The following is a 17,353-nucleotide window of genomic DNA, read 5'->3' as shown; positions in this document are numbered from 1 at the left end:
CTTCGCTGGGGTGACGTATTGGGATCGACTATCGCTGCGCCCGCGGCTTCCACGTCACGACCCGATAGATATAGGCCACCACGATCGCCACCGACATCGCGATCGCCACCGGCCCGACATAATGGTCGAGCTGTTCGAAATTCGACCCCAGCCACAGCCCGGCATAGGCCAGCACCGCATTCCAGATAATGCTGCCGGTAAAGGTCGCGAGGAAGAAGCGCCAGCGCGGCATGCATGCCATGCCCGCAGGCAGCGAGATCATCGTGCGGAACGTCGGCATGAAGCGGAAGATGAAGACCGTCTTGCCACCATGTTTACGGAAAAAACGGTGGAGCTTTTCGACATCTTCCCACTCGACCGTCAGCCACCGGCCCCAGCGATCGACGAACGGCCGCAACCCCTGATAGCCGAACTTCCGCCCGACCGCGTACCAGAAGTAGTTGCCCGCCGTCGTCCCCGCCGTACCCCAGAGCAGCAGCGGCAGCATCGCCATGTCACCGCGCGCGACCGCCATCCCGCCTAGCCCCATGATGACCTCGGACGGGATCGGGGGAATGATGTTTTCCAGCGCCATCAGCAGGAAGATGCCGAGATAGCCGCCCCGGGCGATGGCATCGAGGATGAAGGTCGTCATGGGGGTGGGGAACGTGCGGGACGGGGTTTCGTGCCGTTGGAGCGGACCGCGTGGCCGTCGTCTTGCCCCGCGACATGCGTCACCCCAGCGCAGGCTGGGGCGTCTCGCGGCTCCTGCTCCGTGCCATCACCGGGAGACCCAGCCTGCGCTGGGGTGACGTGTATGGCGGAGGAGGTGGTCGTTACCGCGCCGCCACCCGCGCCTCGATCGCGTCCCAGATCATCCCCGCGACATCGGTCCCGTCGAACTTCTCGATCGCGACGATGCCGGTGGGGGAGGTCACGTTGATCTCGGTCAGCCATTCGCCGCCGATCACGTCGATCCCGACGAAGATCAGCCCGCGCCGCTTCAATTCCGGCCCCAGCGCGGCGCAAATCTCGCGCTCGCGTTCCGTCAGCTCGGTCTTGGCCGCGGTCCCGCCGACGGCGAGGTTGGAGCGGATTTCGCCCGCGCCCGGCAGGCGGTTGACCGCGCCCGCGACCTCACCATCCACCAGTACGATGCGCTTGTCGCCCTTCGCCACGGCCGGCAGGAACGCCTGCACCATATGCGGTTCGCGATAGGCGGTGTTGAACACCTCGATCAGCGACGACAGGTTCTGCGCATCGGCGTCTATCTTGAATATCGCCTTGCCGCCATTGCCATGCAGCGGCTTGACCACGACCGATCCGTGTTGGGCAAGGAACGCGCGCGCTTCGTCGACCGCCCGGGTGATGAGGGTGGGCGGCATGAAGCGCTGATAATCCAGCACGAACAGCTTTTCGGGCGCGTTGCGCACCGATGCCGGATCGTTGACCACCAGCGTCCGGTCCGCGATCCGCTCCAGCAGGTGCGTCGCGGTGATATAGCCCAGGTCGAACGGCGGGTCCTGTCGCATCAGCACCACATCGGCCTGCTCGCCGAGGTCGAGGCTGATAGGATCGCCCAGCGTAAAGTGATCGCCGACCACCCGCTGCACCGTCACCGGCTGCGCCCGCGTCCACACCCGGTCGCCCGACTGGTTCAGGTCTTCCGCGTTGTAATGGAACAGCCGATGCCCCCGCGCCTGCGCCGCCAGCATCAGGGCAAAAGTTGAGTCACCCGCGATATTGATACCGGCAATAGGGTCCATCTGGACGGCGACGGTCAGCGACATGGGGTACACTCCGGTTGATTGCCGCTCAGGTAGGGGGCGGGGGAAGGAAAGTCACGTGGGACCCTCTTCGTCATTCCCGGACAGGCGGGAATCCATATGCACGACGGCCGCTGATGATCACTAGCGTCAGCATCTATGGATTCCCGCCTGCGCGGGAATGACAATGTAGGGGTAATCTACCGCAATGGCTTACCCGAATCCTTCCACCGGTCGAGCACCTGCGATTCCGGTGGCAGCGTGTCCTTCGGCTCGGCGACCGGTGTCGCGCTGGCGATCGGCGTCGGCGGCGGGACGAACGAAGGTGGGACCAGCGGCACCGTCTGTACCGGCACTGCCTCAAGCGTCGGCGGCGCTGGCAGCGGGCGGAGTGGGCCGGGCGGTGGCTCGATGCCGGTGTAGCGGTCGGTGAACGCGGCGGGGGTGCCCCACCACCCTTTCCACCGGTGGAAGAAATGCGCGCCGAACACGCCGGTCATCACCAGCGACCGGTTCCACGACGGGGTGACGGCATAGGTGTGGTAATGGGTGGCCAGCCCGACCGGCGCGAAGACGTCGCCTGCCAACGCACGCGCGGCGACGCGGCGCGATCGCAGCCAGACCGCGGGGGCCGGCACCCGCGCCATCGCGCCGTCGCAGGCGAAGCTGAACTGGCAGACCGGCTTGTCCGACCCCTGGAACACCACGCCGCACACGCTGGCGGGAAAGGCGGGGTGGCGCACGCGGTTCAGCACGACCTGCGCGACGGCACGTTGCCCGTCCTCGGGTTCATTGCCTGCTTCGTAATAGATGGCGGTGGTGAGGCATTGCAGCGCGCGGGCGCGGTCGAGCTGTGTTCCGCGCAGTACGAATGGGCGTGCCGACTGGATCGACGCGTCGCCGAGGTCGCCGGTATCGGCATGCGCGGGGAGGGCGGGGAGCGGGGCGGTACCGGTCTCGCCACGCCGCACGGGGGCGTCGAGGAGCAACTGCGCTGCGCCGGGGAAATGGTCGTCGGCCTCGTAGCCGGTGGCGGCGGGCGGTGGGGCGGGCGGATCGCGATGGTCGCGCGCGGCGATTCCCGCGCGCACGGCTATCGCACCGCCGATGATGAGCAAGGCAGCACCGCCGATCCTGCGCGTACGTCGTGGGAGAGTTGCGAGGATCGCCATCGGAAAGGCTGTAACGGAAATGGTTTTAGAAATCCTCCCCGGTACGGGGAGGGGGACCGCCGCGAAGCGGTGGTGGAGGGGGGTGGCCAGGAACGTACCGCCTGTGGAAGCCCCCCCTCCACCAACCTTTGGCTGGCCCCCCCCGCGAAGCGGGGAGGATTGGTTTACTTCGCGCCCAAATCTGCGCGGCCCAGATCGATCGACGCCGCAGGCACCACTACCAACTGCGGATAGGCCTTGCGCAGCGGTTCGAGGAACTGCTTCGCGTCGCCGACCACGACGATGCTCGCCGCCTTCGGGTCCATGACCTTGGCCGCGGCCTGCTGCACCGCCGCCGGGCCGACCGCTTCGATCGAGGGCAGGAACGTCGCGATGCGCGCCAGCGGCACCCCGTCGGCGACATAGGTTATGATGGTGCCGGCGATGCCGCTGGTGCGTTCGATCGTGCGGCCGAAATTGCCGGTCAGCACCGCCTTGCGCGTCGCCAGTTCCGATTCGGGTGCGGGTTCGGCGCCCATGCGGCGCAGTTCGTCGGTGATGATCTTCACGACTTCGGGCGCAGAGGGGTTCTTGGTCTGGGTCGACGCGCTGACCGCCCCGCCGTTGCGACGTGCATCCAGTTCGGACCGCGCGCCATAGGCGAGGCCGCGCTTGATGCGGATTTCCTGGTTCAGCCGCGACGAGAAGCCGACGCCCAGCGTCGCATTGGCGACCGCCGCGGGGAAATAGGCCTGATCGCTTCGCGCGATGCCGGGCCGGGCGACCACCACGCCCGCCTGTCCGGCGCCGGGCATGTCGACCACGATCACGCGCGGTGCGGGTAGCGCGACCTGTGGCAGCGCTGCCGCCGCCGCACCCGGCGTGCCGCGCCAGTCGCCGAACAGGTTGGTCGCCAGCGCCATGCCGGCATCGGCGGTCAGATCACCGACCAGCACCAGCGTCGTCCGGTCCGGCTGCCAGCTGCGCGCATAGGCGGCGGTGACATCGGCGCGGGTGATCGCCTTCAGCGTGGCGGGCGTGCCGCTGGCGGGATGGCCGTAAGGCGCGCCGCCGAACACCGCGCGGTCGGCCACCAGCCCCGACAGTTGCCCCGGATCGGTCAGTGCGACGCTGACCCCGTCGATCGTCCGCGTGCGCAGCCGGTCGATCTCCCCTTGCGCGAACGCCGGATTGCGCGCGACGTCGGCGAGGATGCCGAGCGCCGGCGCGGCCTGCGCCGATCCGACGGTCAGCGTGACGCTTTGCGAATCCCAGCCGGCCCCGCTGCCGATGCTGCCGCCCAGCGATTCGACCGCGCGGGCGATCTCGGTTGCCGACCGGGTCTTGGTCCCTTGCGTCAACAGCCCGGCGGTCAGTTCGCCGACCCCCGCGCGACCGTCGGGATCGTCGGCGGCGCCACCGTTCGCGACCAGCGCGGCGGTGACAACCGGCAGCCCGCGCTTTTCGACCAGCACGACGCGCAGGCCGTTGGGCAGACGATGTTCAACCGGTACGGGAATCGCGACCTGCACCGGTGCGGCGGGGGCGGGGGGCAGGATGCGCTGGCCATCGGGCGCCGGCGTGTGGATCGCGATGCCCGGCGGCACGGCCAGCGGCGCGGTGACGACGCTGTCGGCGATGGCGATGGTGTCGCTCGCCGCGCCGGCCGGCTTGGCGCTGTCGGGCAGGTAGCGGATCGTCGCGGCACGATTGTCGGCCAGCCAGATGCGCGCCACGCGCTGCACATCGGCGGCAGTGACGCGATCGATCGCGGCCAGTCCCTTGTCGGCAGCCTTCGGATCGCGCTCGACGATCACCCCTTGCGCCAGTGCCGATGCCTTGCCCTCCGCCGTTTCGCGCGACAGGAGTTCGGCAGTGGTCAGTTCGTTCTTCGCCTCGGCCAGTTCGGCGGCGGTCGGCGGGGCGGCAATCAGCTTCGCCACCTCGCGCTTCAACGCCGCTTCGCCGTCGGTCACCGACTTGCCGCCGGCGAGGATCGCATAGAGCGACAGCGTGCCCGGTCCCTGCTTCGAATCCAGCTGCACGCCGACATCCTGCGCGATCTGGTCGCGGTAGACGAGCGATTGATGCAGGCGCGAATTGTCGCCGCTCGACAGGATCGCATCGAGCACCTTCAGCGCCGCCTGATCGGGATGGTTGGCGGGTGGCAACGGATAGCTGATGAGGATTGCGGGCAGCGGCGTGTTCGCCTCGTACACCGTCTTCGTCACCGGCTGCTGGCGGACCGGTTCGTCGATGGTCACGCGCGGGATCGGGCGGTTCGGCTTGGCGATGGGCGCGAAATACTGGTCCACCCAGCGGTCGAGTTGGGCAGGGTCGAAATTGCCCGCGACGACCAGCACCGCATTGTCGGGCCGGTAGTAGGTCGCATGGAAGGCGCGGATGTCGTCGATCGTCGCCGCGTCGAGATCGGCGATCGACCCGATGCCCGGCCGCGCATAGGGGTGGCGGCTATACGACACCATCGGCGCGTACAGGCCGAACAGCTTGCCATAGGGTTGCGCGAGAATGCGGCTGCGCAGTTCCTCCTTCACTACTTCGCGTTCGGAGGCGAAGGTCTTGGGATCGACGACCAAAGTCGCCATCCGGTCGGCCTCGGCGAACAGCAGTCGCTGCAGGTGGTTGGCGGGCACCACCTCGTAATAATTGGTGTAATCGTCGGCGGTCGACGCGTTGTTGTACCCGCCGACATCCTCGGTCAGCCGGTCGAGCTGTTCGGGCACGAGGTTCCGCGTCGCCTTGAACATCAGATGTTCGAACATGTGCGCAAACCCCGACCGCCCGGCGGGATCGTCCTTCGACCCGACATCGTACCAGACCTGTACCGACACGTTCGCGCTCGACGTGTCGCGAATGGCATAGACGCGCAGGCCGTTGGCGAGGGTGCGTTCGGTATAGGCGATCGGCGGCACGGCCGCGGCTGCGGCGGGGGCCGCCGGGGCGGGGCGCTGCTGCGCGAGGGCCGGGGACAGCAGGGCGGTCGAGATCAGCAGCGCGAGGCCGAAACGCATGGGGGCAGTTCTCCGGGCGGATGGAATGCCGGGAGGTGTGGGCCGCATCGCCCCGAAGTGTCAACGTATCGTCGGTTACGAAGGGGCGATTGACGCTTCGTCACTCCCGCGCAGGCGGGAGCCCATGGACGCTGGCGTCGCTATTCTTGTCGAGCCGTCGGCGGCTATGGATTCCCGCCTGCGCGGGAATGACGAGTAAGGGGGTCAGCCCTTCTTGCGCCCCGAATTGGCGTAGAGCAGCGCGGCGGCCAGCGCGGCCGATCCGATGCCGATGCCGATCGGGACCAGCGGCCACGGCTGGCCCTTCGACGGCTGCTTGGTGTCGGCGGCGGCGTCGGCGACGCGCTTGGCCTCCTTGGCGGCGGCGGCGACTTCGTTCAGTTCGGTCTTGTCGGTCATGATCCTCTCCCTCTTGTCGGGGTTCAATGCTTGGGGGTGGTGTAGCGTGCCCGGAAATCGTCGGCAAAGATCGTAAGCGTATCGTTCGCGATCGCGGCGCGCAGGTCGGCCATCAGCGCCTGATAGAAATACAAATTATGCTCGGTCATCAGCATCGCCCCCAAAATCTCACCGGCGCGGACGAGGTGGTGCAGATAGGCGCGGCTGTGCCCGTGGCAGATCGGGCAGGCGCAGTCGGGATCGACCGGGCCGAGGTCTTCCGCGAACTTGGCGTTGCGGATGTTGATCGGGCCTGAACGGGTGAACGCCTGTCCGGTGCGGCCCGAGCGGGTGGGCAGCACGCAGTCGAACATGTCGATCCCGCGCTCGACCGCGCCGACAATGTCGTCGGGCTTGCCCACGCCCATCAGGTAGCGGGGCTTGTCCACCGGCAATTGCTGCGGCGCATAGTCGAGCACACCGAACATCGCCTCCTGCCCCTCACCGACCGCGAGGCCGCCGACCGCATAGCCGTCGAAGCCGATATCGATCAGTGCGTCGGCCGAACTTTTCCGCAACTGTTCGTCAAGCGCGCCCTGCTGAATGCCGAACAGCGCGGCGCGCGATGCATGGTCCTCGCCCGCATCGAAGCCGGCGCGGCTGCGGCGCGCCCAGCGCATCGAGCGTTCCATCGCCTTGCCCTGCACCTCGCGGGTTGAGGTTGTCGGCACCAGTTCGTCGAACGCCATGACGATATCGGACCCGAGCAGGCGCTGAATTTCCATCGAGCGTTCGGGGCTCATCAGATGACGGGTGCCGTCCAAGTGGCTCTTGAACTCGACCCCGTCCTCCGACCGCTTGGTCAGCTCGGACAGGCTCATCACCTGATAGCCGCCGCTGTCGGTCAGGATCGGGCGGTCCCAGCCCATGAATTTGTGCAGTCCGCCCAGTCGCGCGACGCGCTCGGCACTGGGGCGCAGCATCAGGTGATAGGTGTTGCCGAGCAGGATATCGGCGCCGCTGGCGCGCACGTCCTGCGGCTTCATCGCCTTCACGGTGGCGGCGGTGCCGACCGGCATGAAGGCGGGGGTACGGATTTCCCCGCGCTGCATGGCGATGGTGCCGGTGCGGGCGCGGCCGGAGGTGGCGGTGACGGTGAAGGCGAAACGGGGCGGCATAAGGCGTGGGGTCATGCCGGACCTTGTGCGCGCTGTCGACCGTTGTTGCGGCCTGTGCATGGGAGAGACGACATGGCCGAACCACTCAACCCCGGCGACGACGCGGCGCCCGGCACGCCGGGGACGGGCGAGGATGTGTGCCCGCGTTGTGGCGGGACCGGCACGATCCGGGATGGCGAGTGCGCGAATTGTGGCGGCACGGGCAAGGTGATCGAAGGGATCGGCGGGGCGTAAATCCTCCCCGGCACGGGGAGGGGGACCGTCCGGCGTAGCCGGATGGTGGAGGGGCAAGGCCGCGAACGCAGCGCTTGCGGCCTTGCCCCTCCACCATGCTTCGCATGGTCCCCCTCCCCACGACGTGGGGAGGAGCTTGGTTCAGATTGCTTCCAGCGCCTGTTCGAAATCGGCGATCAGGTCGTCGGCGTCCTCAACGCCGATCGAGATGCGCACCAGATTGTCGGTGATCCCCAGCGCCGCCTTGCGCGCATCGGGGACCGACAGGTGCGTCATCCCCGCCGGATGGCTGGCCAGCGTCTCGGTTCCGCCGAGGCTGACCGCCAGCTTGGCGATGACCAGTGCGTCGAGGAACGCGAACGCTTCGCGCTCGCCGCCCTTGAGGTACAGCGAGAAGGTCGACCCGCCGCCGGTGCAGTGGCGGCGATAGATGTCGGCTTGGCGATCATCCTTCAGGAAGCCGAGATAGCCGACGCGCTCGACCTTCGGATGGTCGCGCAGGAACGCGCAGACCTTCGCCGCATTCTCGCCCGCCCGGCTCATGCGCAGTTCTAGCGTCTCCAGCGAGCGCAGCAGCATCCATGCCGTGTTCGGGTCGCAGATCGTGCCGATGGTGTTGCGCATGGAGCGGATGGTGTTGATGTGCGCCTTCGAGCCAAGCACGCCGCCAGCGACCAAGTCGCTGTGACCGCCGGCATATTTGGTCAGCGAATAGACGACGAGGTCGGCGCCGTGCTGCAGCGGTTGCTGCCAAAGCGGACCCAGAAACGTGTTGTCGATCGCGATCGGCGGCTTTTCTTGCGCATCGCCGAACACCGCGTCGCGGGCAGCGGCGACGGCTTCGATATCGACCAGCGCGTTGGTCGGGTTCGCCGGACTTTCGAGGTAGATCAGCGGCACGCGGCCCTCGGCACAGCGCAGCACCGCTTCGATCTCGTCCTGCGTGGCACCGGCCGGGAAGTCGAGATAGTTGACCCCGAAGCGGCCGAGCACCCGGCCGATCAGCGTTTCGGTCGCGGCATAGAGCGGCCCCGAATGGATGATCGTGTCGCCCGGCTGCACCATCGACAGGAACAGCGTCGCGATCGCCGACATACCGCTGGAAAAGACCAGCGCGTCCTCCGCCGCTTCCCAGACGCCGAGGCGGTCTTCGAGGATTTCCTGGTTCGGGCCGTTGAAGCGCGAATAGACGAGGCCCTCGGCCCCACCGGGACGCTTGCCGGTTACGCCCTCGAAATGACGCTTGCCCGCCGCGGCGTTGGGAAAGACGTAGGTCGAGGTCGCGAAGATCGGGGGCTTGAGCGATCCTTCGGACAGCACCGGGTCATAGCCATGCCCCATCATTAGCGTGGCAGGGCTGAGCCGCCGCCCGCCGACGGTGTCGACCGAGGGCTTGGGACGGCGCCGCAGCGGCACGCCGGTCAGGTCGGCTTCGGTTTCGTCAGTCACGCGAGTCTCTCCTTTTTCGGAGAGGGTAGCGATAGTTACGGGAGAAACCAAATTGCGATGTCAGCACCTCGTGCCCCCGCGTAGGCGGGGGCCCAGGGTCGAGCAGAACAACGGTTGCGCTCGGCGCCCTGGACCCCCGCCTGCGCGGGGGTACGGCAGTGGGATGTTACCCTGCAATCCCGATCACCGACAGCTGCCGCCCGTAATCGGCCTCGCCGCGATGCGTCGCGCGGCGGTAGCTGAAGAAGCGGTCGTCCTGTGCATAGGTGTCCTGCCCCAGCGCCTCGATCCGTCGCACGCCCGCCGCCGCCAGTCGGGCGGCGACATAGGCTTCGAGGTCGAAGCGGGCGTGGCCGGGGCGGTTTTCGGCGAAGAAGCGCTCGTTGGCCGGATCGGTCGCGCAGAAGCGTTCGACCAGCCCCAAATCGACCTCGTAGCTGGCCCGCGCGATGCACGGGCCGATCGCGGCGACGATGCGGTCGGCACGGGCGCCGAGCTTCTCCATCTGCGCGATGGTGGCGTCGGTCACGCCCGCCAGCGCGCCCTTCCATCCGGCGTGCGCCGCACCGACGACGCCGGCCTGTACGTCTGCGAGCAGCACTGGCGCGCAGTCGGCGGTGAGGATGCCGAGCAGGATGTCGGGCCGTTCGGTGACCATCGCATCCCCCTGCGGCCGGTCGCCATCGGGAAAGGCGGTGAGGACGCGGACGACCGAGGCGGAATGGACCTGATACAGCCCGCACAGCGCCGCACCGGGCAGGACCGCTTCGACGGCCCGCGCGCGGTTCTCGACGATGGCGGCGGGATCGTCACCCGATCCGAGGCCGGTGTTGAGGCCGGCGACGACCCCGGTCGACACCCCGCCGCGCCGGCCGAGAAAGCCGTGTGCTACCCCGTCCAGCGCCGTGCTGCGCAGCACCTCGACCGTCATAGCGCCACCCGCATCACGTCATCCTCGTCCCGGTGGTTGCCGACCATGAAGTCGTAGGTGCCGACCCGCACGAACCCATAGCGTTCGTAGAACCGCCGCGCGCGGTGGTTGTCGACGAATACCGACAGGAACAGCTCGTCGGCCCCGGTCGCGCGCGCCTTGGCGAGCATATGCTCCATCAGCGTCGCGGCGATGCCGGTGCCTTGTGCTTGCCTACGGAGATAAAATTGGCGCAGTTCGATGGGCTTGCCGCTCGGTTCGAACGGCAGCGACGGTGGCCCGAGCTTGGCATAGCCGACCGCATCGTTGCCGGCCATCGCCAGCACGACGTGGAAGCGCGGGTCGGTGAGTTCGGTCGTCCATTTCGCCGGCGTGTGGTTGGTGAGGAACGCGGCAAGATCGTCGGCGGCGTAGAGATGGCCGAACGTCTCGACAAAGGTCTGCGCACCGATCGACGCCAGCAGCGCGGCATCGGCGACAGTGGCGTCGCGTAAGCTCGGCGTCATGCGGCGAACCCCGCCGGCACCGGCCAGCCGGGCGCGGTGATCGCGATCGCCTTGAACAGCGTGCCCATCTGCTCGTCCTCGACCAGCCGGTCGCGGTCCGCACGCAGCGCATCGGCGCGGTCCGGACTGCGGGCGGCCAGTGCCTGCGTCCGTGCGTCGATGCCCAGCGCCTGTAGCAGCGCACCCTGATCGACCGGGCCATAGGCGACGGCGTCCTCGGCGCGTGCCGCCTCGATCAACGTGCCGAAATCGACATGCGCGGTCAGGTCCTGTTCGCCGGGATCGTCATAGGGATTGACGAAGCCGTGGCCGCGAACCGCCTGCAACGTGTCGCCCAGCGCCGGGCCGGCATAGCCATAGTCGATGACGATCGCGCAGCCGCCCTGCGCGACGATGCGCTTGGCCAGCTGGCGCAGGATCGCGACGGCGGCGGGGGCGGTTTCGAGCACCGATCCGACGGGCGCATCGCGGAACGTCGGCGGGATGATCGGATCGAAGCCGCGCTGGCCCATCACCGGCAGGAACAGCGTGTCCTGACAGGCGACCAGCCGCTCGCGCCAGCCATCCGCCGTCTTGACCAGCTGGCGTATGGGTAGCGCGTCGAAGAATTCGTTGGCGACGACCAGCAGCGCGCCGTCGTCGGGCAGGCCGACCAGATCGACCGCCCATTCGGCGTGCGGCACGCGCTTCGCCTGTTCGTCGCGCAGCGTCGGGCTGGTCTCGATCAGGTGTACCGGGGGGGTGCAGCCGGCCGAGGCCATCGAGCGCAGCGCATCGGCGGCGAGCGTGCCGCGACCGGGGCCGAACTCGACATAGCGGGCAGGGGGACGCCCGGCGCGGTCCCAGACGTCGGCCAGCCCCAAGCCGACCAGCTCGCCGAACATCTGGCTGATTTCGGGCGCGGTGGTGAAATCGCCGTTCGCGCCCAGCGGGTCGCGCGTCGCGTAATAATGCGCGTTGGCGGCGCCCATGAACTGGGCGAGGCTGATCGGACCGGCGAGGGTGATCGCCCGGGCGAGCCGTTCGGGGAGGGCGGGGCCGGCGGCGGTCACGACGGGTTCGGTCATGCGAAATCCTCCCCACAGGGTGGGGAGGGGGACCGCCGCGCAGCGGTGGTGGAGGGGGTTGGCCGGCTCCACGACAGTTGCGCCTGGGGCGATGCCCCTCCACCCCTCGCTTGCGCGAGCGGTCCCCCTCCCCGCGCAGCGGGGAGGATCTTCGTCATGTTCACGCGACGCTCTCCGACCCCGCGATCGGTTCGACGCGCACTCGGCGGCGCTTCGACGTCACCATCAGGTAGATGCCGATCGCGATCATCGGCAGCGTCAGCCACTGCCCCATGTGCAGGCCCGTCGCCTGCGCGAATTCCACCAGCTGCGCGTCCGGCTCACGCCAGAATTCGATGATGAAGCGCGCGACGCCGAACCCGGCCATGCCGGTGCCGAGCAGGAAGCCCGGCTTGTACCGCGCATCGGTGCGCCAGAAGAGGAAGGCGAGAATCAGGAACAGGATCAGCCCTTCGCCCAGCGCCTCGTACAGCTGGCTGGGATGGCGCGCGGGGTCGAGCCCGCCGGGCACGGTGCGCGGGAAGACGACCGCCCATGGCGCGTCGCTCGGCTTGCCCCACAGCTCGCCGTTCACGAAATTGGCGACGCGGCCGAGGAACTGTCCGATCGGCGCGACGCAGGTGACGTAATCCGCGACGCGTAGCGCGCGCAGGCCATGCTTACGCGCCAGCCACCAGATGCCGAGGATCAGCCCGACCATCCCGCCATGGAACGACATGCCGCCGTCCCACAGCCGCAAAATCTTGATCGGATTGGCGAACATTTCGGGCGCATAGAAGATCGCATAGCCCAGCCGCCCGCCCAGAATGATGCCGAGCGTCGCATAGAAGACGAAATCGTCGGCATGACGTCGCGCCATCGGCGCGCCCGGCTGGTCGAGCAGTTTCAGCAGATACCACCAGCCGGCGAGGATGCCGGTGATGTACGCCAGCGAATACCATTTCAGCTGGAAGAAGCCGAGGTTCAGCGCGACCGGATCGAGGCCGAGATCGACATAGCGGATATGGCCGGCGGCCATGCCGACATCGCCGGTCGCGGCGGCGAGGGTGGATAGGATCAAGGGGGTACGCTCCGGCTGTGTTGCCGTGGGTAATATCGGGGTTGGGGCGGGAGGGGAACAGAAGATGCTCGGCGGGCGGCGCGCGCGAAATCCTCCCCACAGGGTGGGGAGGGGGACCGTCCGCGCAAGCGGATGGGGGAGGGGCGTTGCCTAAGACGCATCGTTTGCGGCTTACCCCTCCACCATGCTGCGCATGGTCCCCCTCCCCACCTTGTGGGGAGGATTTGGAGAAGCGTCACGGCTTTCACCCAACCGCGCCGACGTGATACGGCACTCCCATGGCGTCGTCCTCCACCCCCCGCATCACCCGCCGCAACCTGCTGATCGGCGGTGGAGCCGGGGTCGGGCTGATCGTCGCATGGGGGCTGTGGCCGCGGCGCTACGGCGTCAATCTGGCGGCGGCGGAGGGGGAGACGATCTTCGGCCCCTATCTCAAGATCGGCGCCGATGGACAGGTGACGGTCGCGGTGCCGCAGGCCGAACATGGCCAGGGCGTCTATACCGCGCTGCCCCAAATCGTGGCCGACGAACTGGGCGCCGATTGGCGCACGGTCGCGGTGGAGGCGGCGCCGATCAACCCGCTCTACGCCAACCCGCTGGCCGCCGGCATCCTGTTCGGTGATGCGCTGGCATTGCTGCCGCAGGCGACGCGGGCGGCGCATGCCGAGCGGACCGCGCTGATGCTGACCGCCGGTTCCACCTCGATCCGCCGGTTCGAGGCGCCGTTGCGTGCGGCCGGGGCCGCGGCGCGGGTGTTGCTGTGCAAGGCGGCGGCGTCGGCCTGGGGCGGCGACTGGCGCAGCTGCGGCACCGCCGACGGATTCGTGGTGATGGGCGAGCGCCGCGAACGCTTCGGCGTGCTGGCCGAACGCGCGGCGCGCGAAAGCCTGCCCGGTGGCGAGCTGCCGCTCAGGATGGGCGATGAAAAGCGGCTGGTCGGCACGGTGGTCCCGCGGCTCGATGCGCCGGCCAAGGTCGATGGCAGCGCGACCTTCGCCGCCGATGTGCGCAAGCCCGGCATGCTCTTCGCCTCGATCCGGCAGGGGCCGATCGGCGATACGCGGCTGCTGAGCGTCGACACCGCGGCGGCGGACCGGGTGCCCGGCGTGACGAAGATCGTCCAGACCGACCGCTGGGTCGCGGCGGCGGGCACGACATGGTGGGCGGCCAACCGCGCGGTCGACGCGTTGGCCCCGCGGTTCGAGACGCACGGACTGGTCGACGACGCGGCGATCGCCACCGCGCTCGACGCCGCGCTGGCGGGCGAGGGCGCGCGGGTGCACGAGGCGGGCGATATCGACGCCGCCTTTGCCGGCGCGCGGACGCAGACCGCGACCTACCGCGTCGGCGCCGCGCTGCATGCCGCGATCGAGCCGACCAGTGCGACGGCCGACTGGAGCGACGGTACGCTGACGCTGTGGATGCCGACACAGGCACCGACGCTGGCCCGCGCCGCCGCCGCCCGCGCGATCGGCATCGCCGAGGACCGCGTCGTGCTGCACCCGACGATCGCCGGCGGGTCGTTCGGCGCGAACCTCGACCACCGGGTCGCCGAACAGGCAGCGCTGCTGGCGCACAAGCTGGAACGGCCGGTGCAACTGACCTGGTCGCGCGGCGAGGACTGCCTCGCCGATCGCTACCGTGCGCCCGCCGCGGCGCGGATGACCGCCCGGCTGGGGCGGGGCGGGACGATCGTCGGCTGGCGCGCGCAGGTTGCGGCGCCGCGTACCGGCCGCGATCTGGCGCGGCTGCTGCTCGGCAGCGACGTCGCCGCGTCGCTGGCGATGGCGCTGCCCGGCGACCGGGGCGATGCGATGGCGACCGACGGGGCGGTGCCGGCGTACGGCATCCCCAACCTCGCGGTCGATCACCATCCGGTCGAACTGGGGCTGCCCGCGGGCTGGTGGCGGTCGGGCGCGCACAGCTACACCGCGTTCTTCACCGAATGCTTCCTCGACGAACTGGCAGGCTTTGCGGGGATGGAGGCGCATTCGTTCCGCATCGCGATGCTGGGCGGCGACGTCGCGCTCGCCCGCTGCCTGTCGACGGTGGCGACGATGGGCGGGTGGCAGGGCGGGGTGCCCGGCAGCGCGCAGGGCATCGCCTGCCACCGGATGCGCGGATCGGCGATCGCGTGCATGGCGGAGGCGCATATCGGCGATAACCAGCGGGTGAAGGTCGACCGGCTGGTCGTTGCGGTCGATTGCGGGCGGGTGGTGAACCCCGACCTCGTCCGCCAGCAGATCGAGGGCGGGCTGCTGTTCGGCATGGCCGCCGCGACCGGCGCGTCGACCGGGTTCGAAGCGAATTTGCCCGACGTACGCGGTTTCGGTGGGCTCAACCTGCCGCGGCTGGGCGACAGTCCGGAGATCATGATCGAGCTGGTCGAATCGGATGCCGATCCGGGCGGGGTCAGTGAGCTGGCGGTACCGGTGGTGGCGCCCGCCATCGCCAACGCGCTGCACGCCGCGACGGGGCGGCGGTATCGGTCGCTTCCGTTGCTGGGGTAATTCACGCGAAGGCGCGAAGGCACGAAGAAGGTAGATTTCGCGCAGAGACGCGGAGGCGCGGAGAGGGTGCGCTAGTCGCGCCGTTCCGCGCGTAAGCGCCGTAAATCCATTGGTGAGGCCGGCGCGACGGTCTCCCGATCGCAGGACGGTGCGACATACGCACCCTCTCTGCGCCTCCGCGCCTCCGCGCGAACCAATCCTCCCTGCATCCCTTCGCGTCTTCGCGCCTTCGCGTGAAACCAAATCCCCCTTGCCCCAATCCCGTCATTCGCGCGTTAGCTGCCCCCATGGACCTGCCGTCGAATCACCCCGCCATCCCGAAGCGCCGCGTCGGCGTATTGCTGATGAACCTCGGCACCCCCGACGACCCCAGCCCGCGCGCGGTCAAGCGCTACTTGGCCGAGTTCCTGTCCGACCGCCGCGTCGTGGAAATCCCGCCGATCGCGTGGCAGCCGATCCTGCGCGGCATCGTCCTGAATACCCGCCCGAAAAAGTCGGCGCACGCCTATCAACAGGTGTGGAGCGACAAGGGCTCACCGCTCGCCGCGATCACGCGGGCGCAGTCGGAGGCGATGCAGGGCGCGTTCGGTGAGGACGTCGTGATCGACTGGGCGATGCGCTACGGCAATCCCTCGATCGCCAGCCGCATCGATGCGCTGCGGGCGGAAGGGTGCGACCGCATCCTGCTCGCTCCGCTCTACCCGCAATATTGCGCAGCAACGACCGCGACCGCCAACGACAAGGCGTTCGCGTATCTGGCGAAACAGCGCTGGCAACCGGCAATCCGCACCCTGCCGCCTTATTATGACGACCCTCTCTATATCGACGCGCTCACCACCACGCTGCGCGAGGATCTGGCGAAGCTCGATTTCGCACCCGATGCGATCGTCGCCAGCTTCCACGGCATGCCCAAACGGACGCTCGAACTAGGCGATCCCTATCACTGCCATTGCCAGAAGACCGCGCGGCTGGTGCAGGAGGCGCTCGGCCGGCCGCTGACGATCGCATTCCAGTCGCGTTTCGGCCCCGCCAAGTGGCTGGGGCCGGCGACCGACGAGACGCTGGTCGAGCTGGCGAAGGCCGGCAAGCGCCGCGTCGCGATCTTCGCGCCGGGCTTTTCGGCCGACTGTCTGGAAACGCTGGAGGAACTGGCGATCCGCGGACGGGAGAGCTTCGTGGAAGCGGGCGGCACTGATTTCGCCTATCTCCCGTGCCTGAATGCCGAACCGACAGGCAATAAAATGTTGCGCAACATTATCGCGCGCGAACTTGCGGGCTGGATCGACCCCGCTTAGCAGTAACGGAATTTCATCGGGAGAGAATGCATGGCACGGGTAGCGATCGTCACCGGCGGCACGCGCGGTATCGGCGAGGCGATCAGCCTCGCGCTGAAGGACATGGGCGTCACCGTCGCCGCCAACTATGCCGGCAACGACGAAAAGGCGAAGGCGTTCTCCGACCGTACCGGCATCGCCGCATTCAAGTTCGACGTGGGCGATTTCGAAGCGACGCAGGCGGGCGTCAAGGCGATCGAGGAAGCGATCGGCCCGGTCGACATCGTCGTCAACAACGCCGGCATCACCCGCGACGGTACCCTGCTCAAGATGAGCTACGACATGTGGGACGAGGTGATCCGCACGAACCTCGGCGGGTGCTTCAACCTCGCCAAGGCGACCTTCCCCGGCATGCGAGACCGCAAATGGGGCCGCATCGTCAATATCGGTTCGATCAACGGGCAGGCCGGCCAGTACGGGCAGGTGAACTACGCCGCCGCCAAGTCGGGCATCCATGGTTTCACCAAGGCGCTGGCCCAGGAAGGCGCACGGTTCGGCGTGACCGTCAACGCGATCGCACCGGGCTATATCGACACCGACATGGTCGCGGCGGTCCCGGCCGACGTGCTGGAAAAGATCGTGGCGAAGATTCCGGTCGGACGCCTCGGCCAGGCGAGCGAAATCGCCCGCGGCGTCGCGTTCCTGTGTTCGGAGGAAGGCGGCTTCGTCACCGGATCGACGCTCAGCATCAACGGTGGCCAGCACATGTATTGATCGGGCGGCGGGGAGGTCCCCCGCCGTTTCGCCTGCAGCAGGTGGGCGGGAGCCCGGTCACCAC

15 protein-coding genes are annotated in these 17,353 nt (G+C 68.5%); 4 read left to right on the top strand and 11 right to left on the bottom strand.

From position 1 onward, the window contains the following. Positions 1 to 28: 28 nt before the first annotated feature. From MF610_RS16785 to tgt, 6 genes are all read right to left on the bottom strand, one after another. A complete protein-coding gene (locus MF610_RS16785; RefSeq protein WP_242201372.1) occupies positions 29 to 634 on the bottom strand; it encodes a DedA family protein in 606 nt (201 codons plus the stop codon). Between the two features lie 181 nt (positions 635 to 815). Continuing rightward, a complete protein-coding gene (gshB, locus tag MF610_RS16780) occupies positions 816 to 1,769 on the bottom strand; it encodes a glutathione synthase (protein ID WP_242201371.1) in 954 nt (317 codons plus the stop codon). 176 nt (positions 1,770 to 1,945) lie between these two features. Continuing rightward, positions 1,946 to 2,917 (bottom strand): cell wall hydrolase, encoded by a 972-nt coding sequence (locus tag MF610_RS16775; RefSeq protein ID WP_242201370.1) that lies wholly within the window; start codon positions 2,915 to 2,917, stop codon positions 1,946 to 1,948. 164 nt (positions 2,918 to 3,081) lie between these two features. Continuing rightward, complete coding sequence (locus MF610_RS16770) at positions 3,082 to 5,928, bottom strand: M16 family metallopeptidase (RefSeq protein WP_242201369.1); 2,847 nt, start codon at positions 5,926 to 5,928, stop codon at positions 3,082 to 3,084. A 204-nt stretch (positions 5,929 to 6,132) separates the two neighbouring features. Next, positions 6,133 to 6,327: a hypothetical protein gene (locus MF610_RS16765; RefSeq protein WP_242201368.1), complete on the bottom strand. Its 195-nt coding sequence runs from the start codon at positions 6,325 to 6,327 to the stop codon at positions 6,133 to 6,135. Between the two features lie 23 nt (positions 6,328 to 6,350). After that, the gene (tgt, locus tag MF610_RS16760; protein WP_380870588.1) at positions 6,351 to 7,484 is read right to left on the bottom strand and encodes a tRNA guanosine(34) transglycosylase Tgt; all 1,134 of its coding nucleotides are present in this window, start codon (positions 7,482 to 7,484) and stop codon (positions 6,351 to 6,353) included. 72 nt (positions 7,485 to 7,556) lie between these two features. Between tgt and MF610_RS16755 the strand changes: the two genes are divergently transcribed. Next, complete coding sequence (locus MF610_RS16755; RefSeq protein WP_242201366.1) at positions 7,557 to 7,718, top strand: hypothetical protein; 162 nt, start codon at positions 7,557 to 7,559, stop codon at positions 7,716 to 7,718. A 141-nt stretch (positions 7,719 to 7,859) separates the two neighbouring features. On the opposite strand, the gene MF610_RS16750 is transcribed toward MF610_RS16755, so the two are convergent. The 5 genes from MF610_RS16750 to lgt form a co-directional block, all read right to left on the bottom strand. Further along, on the bottom strand, positions 7,860 to 9,167 hold the full coding sequence (locus tag MF610_RS16750) for a cystathionine gamma-synthase family protein (protein WP_242201365.1): 1,308 nt from the start codon (positions 9,165 to 9,167) through the stop codon (positions 7,860 to 7,862). Between the two features lie 166 nt (positions 9,168 to 9,333). Beyond that, on the bottom strand, positions 9,334 to 10,098 hold the full coding sequence (gene pgeF, locus MF610_RS16745) for a peptidoglycan editing factor PgeF (protein WP_242201364.1): 765 nt from the start codon (positions 10,096 to 10,098) through the stop codon (positions 9,334 to 9,336). Next, positions 10,095 to 10,604 (bottom strand): GNAT family N-acetyltransferase, encoded by a 510-nt coding sequence (locus MF610_RS16740; RefSeq protein WP_242201363.1) that lies wholly within the window; start codon positions 10,602 to 10,604, stop codon positions 10,095 to 10,097. The genes pgeF and MF610_RS16740 overlap by 4 nt, the downstream gene beginning before the upstream one ends. Next, entirely contained in the window at positions 10,601 to 11,671 is a 1,071-nt protein-coding gene (locus tag MF610_RS16735; RefSeq protein ID WP_242201362.1) for a class I SAM-dependent methyltransferase, read from the bottom strand. The genes MF610_RS16740 and MF610_RS16735 overlap by 4 nt, the downstream gene beginning before the upstream one ends. Before the next feature lie 160 nt (positions 11,672 to 11,831). Beyond that, positions 11,832 to 12,731, bottom strand: coding sequence for a prolipoprotein diacylglyceryl transferase (lgt, locus tag MF610_RS16730; RefSeq protein WP_380870581.1), 900 nt, complete (start codon positions 12,729 to 12,731; stop codon positions 11,832 to 11,834). Positions 12,732 to 13,009: 278 nt separating this feature from the next. Here lgt and MF610_RS16725 point away from each other — a divergent pair, with 278 nt between their 5' ends. From MF610_RS16725 to phbB, 3 genes are all read left to right on the top strand, one after another. Beyond that, positions 13,010 to 15,241, top strand: a complete 2,232-nt coding sequence (locus MF610_RS16725; protein WP_242201361.1) for a xanthine dehydrogenase family protein molybdopterin-binding subunit — start codon at positions 13,010 to 13,012, stop codon at positions 15,239 to 15,241. Between the two features lie 287 nt (positions 15,242 to 15,528). Continuing rightward, positions 15,529 to 16,536, top strand: a complete 1,008-nt coding sequence (hemH, locus tag MF610_RS16720; protein ID WP_242201360.1) for a ferrochelatase — start codon at positions 15,529 to 15,531, stop codon at positions 16,534 to 16,536. Positions 16,537 to 16,566: 30 nt separating this feature from the next. Beyond that, positions 16,567 to 17,289: an acetoacetyl-CoA reductase gene (phbB, locus tag MF610_RS16715; protein ID WP_242201359.1), complete on the top strand. Its 723-nt coding sequence runs from the start codon at positions 16,567 to 16,569 to the stop codon at positions 17,287 to 17,289. Positions 17,290 to 17,353 lie beyond the last annotated feature (64 nt).

Source organism: Sphingomonas hankookensis (assembly GCF_022664465.1).
Lineage (GTDB): Bacteria > Pseudomonadota > Alphaproteobacteria > Sphingomonadales > Sphingomonadaceae > Sphingomonas > Sphingomonas hankookensis.
This window is presented reverse-complemented; position numbering and strand designations above follow the sequence as displayed.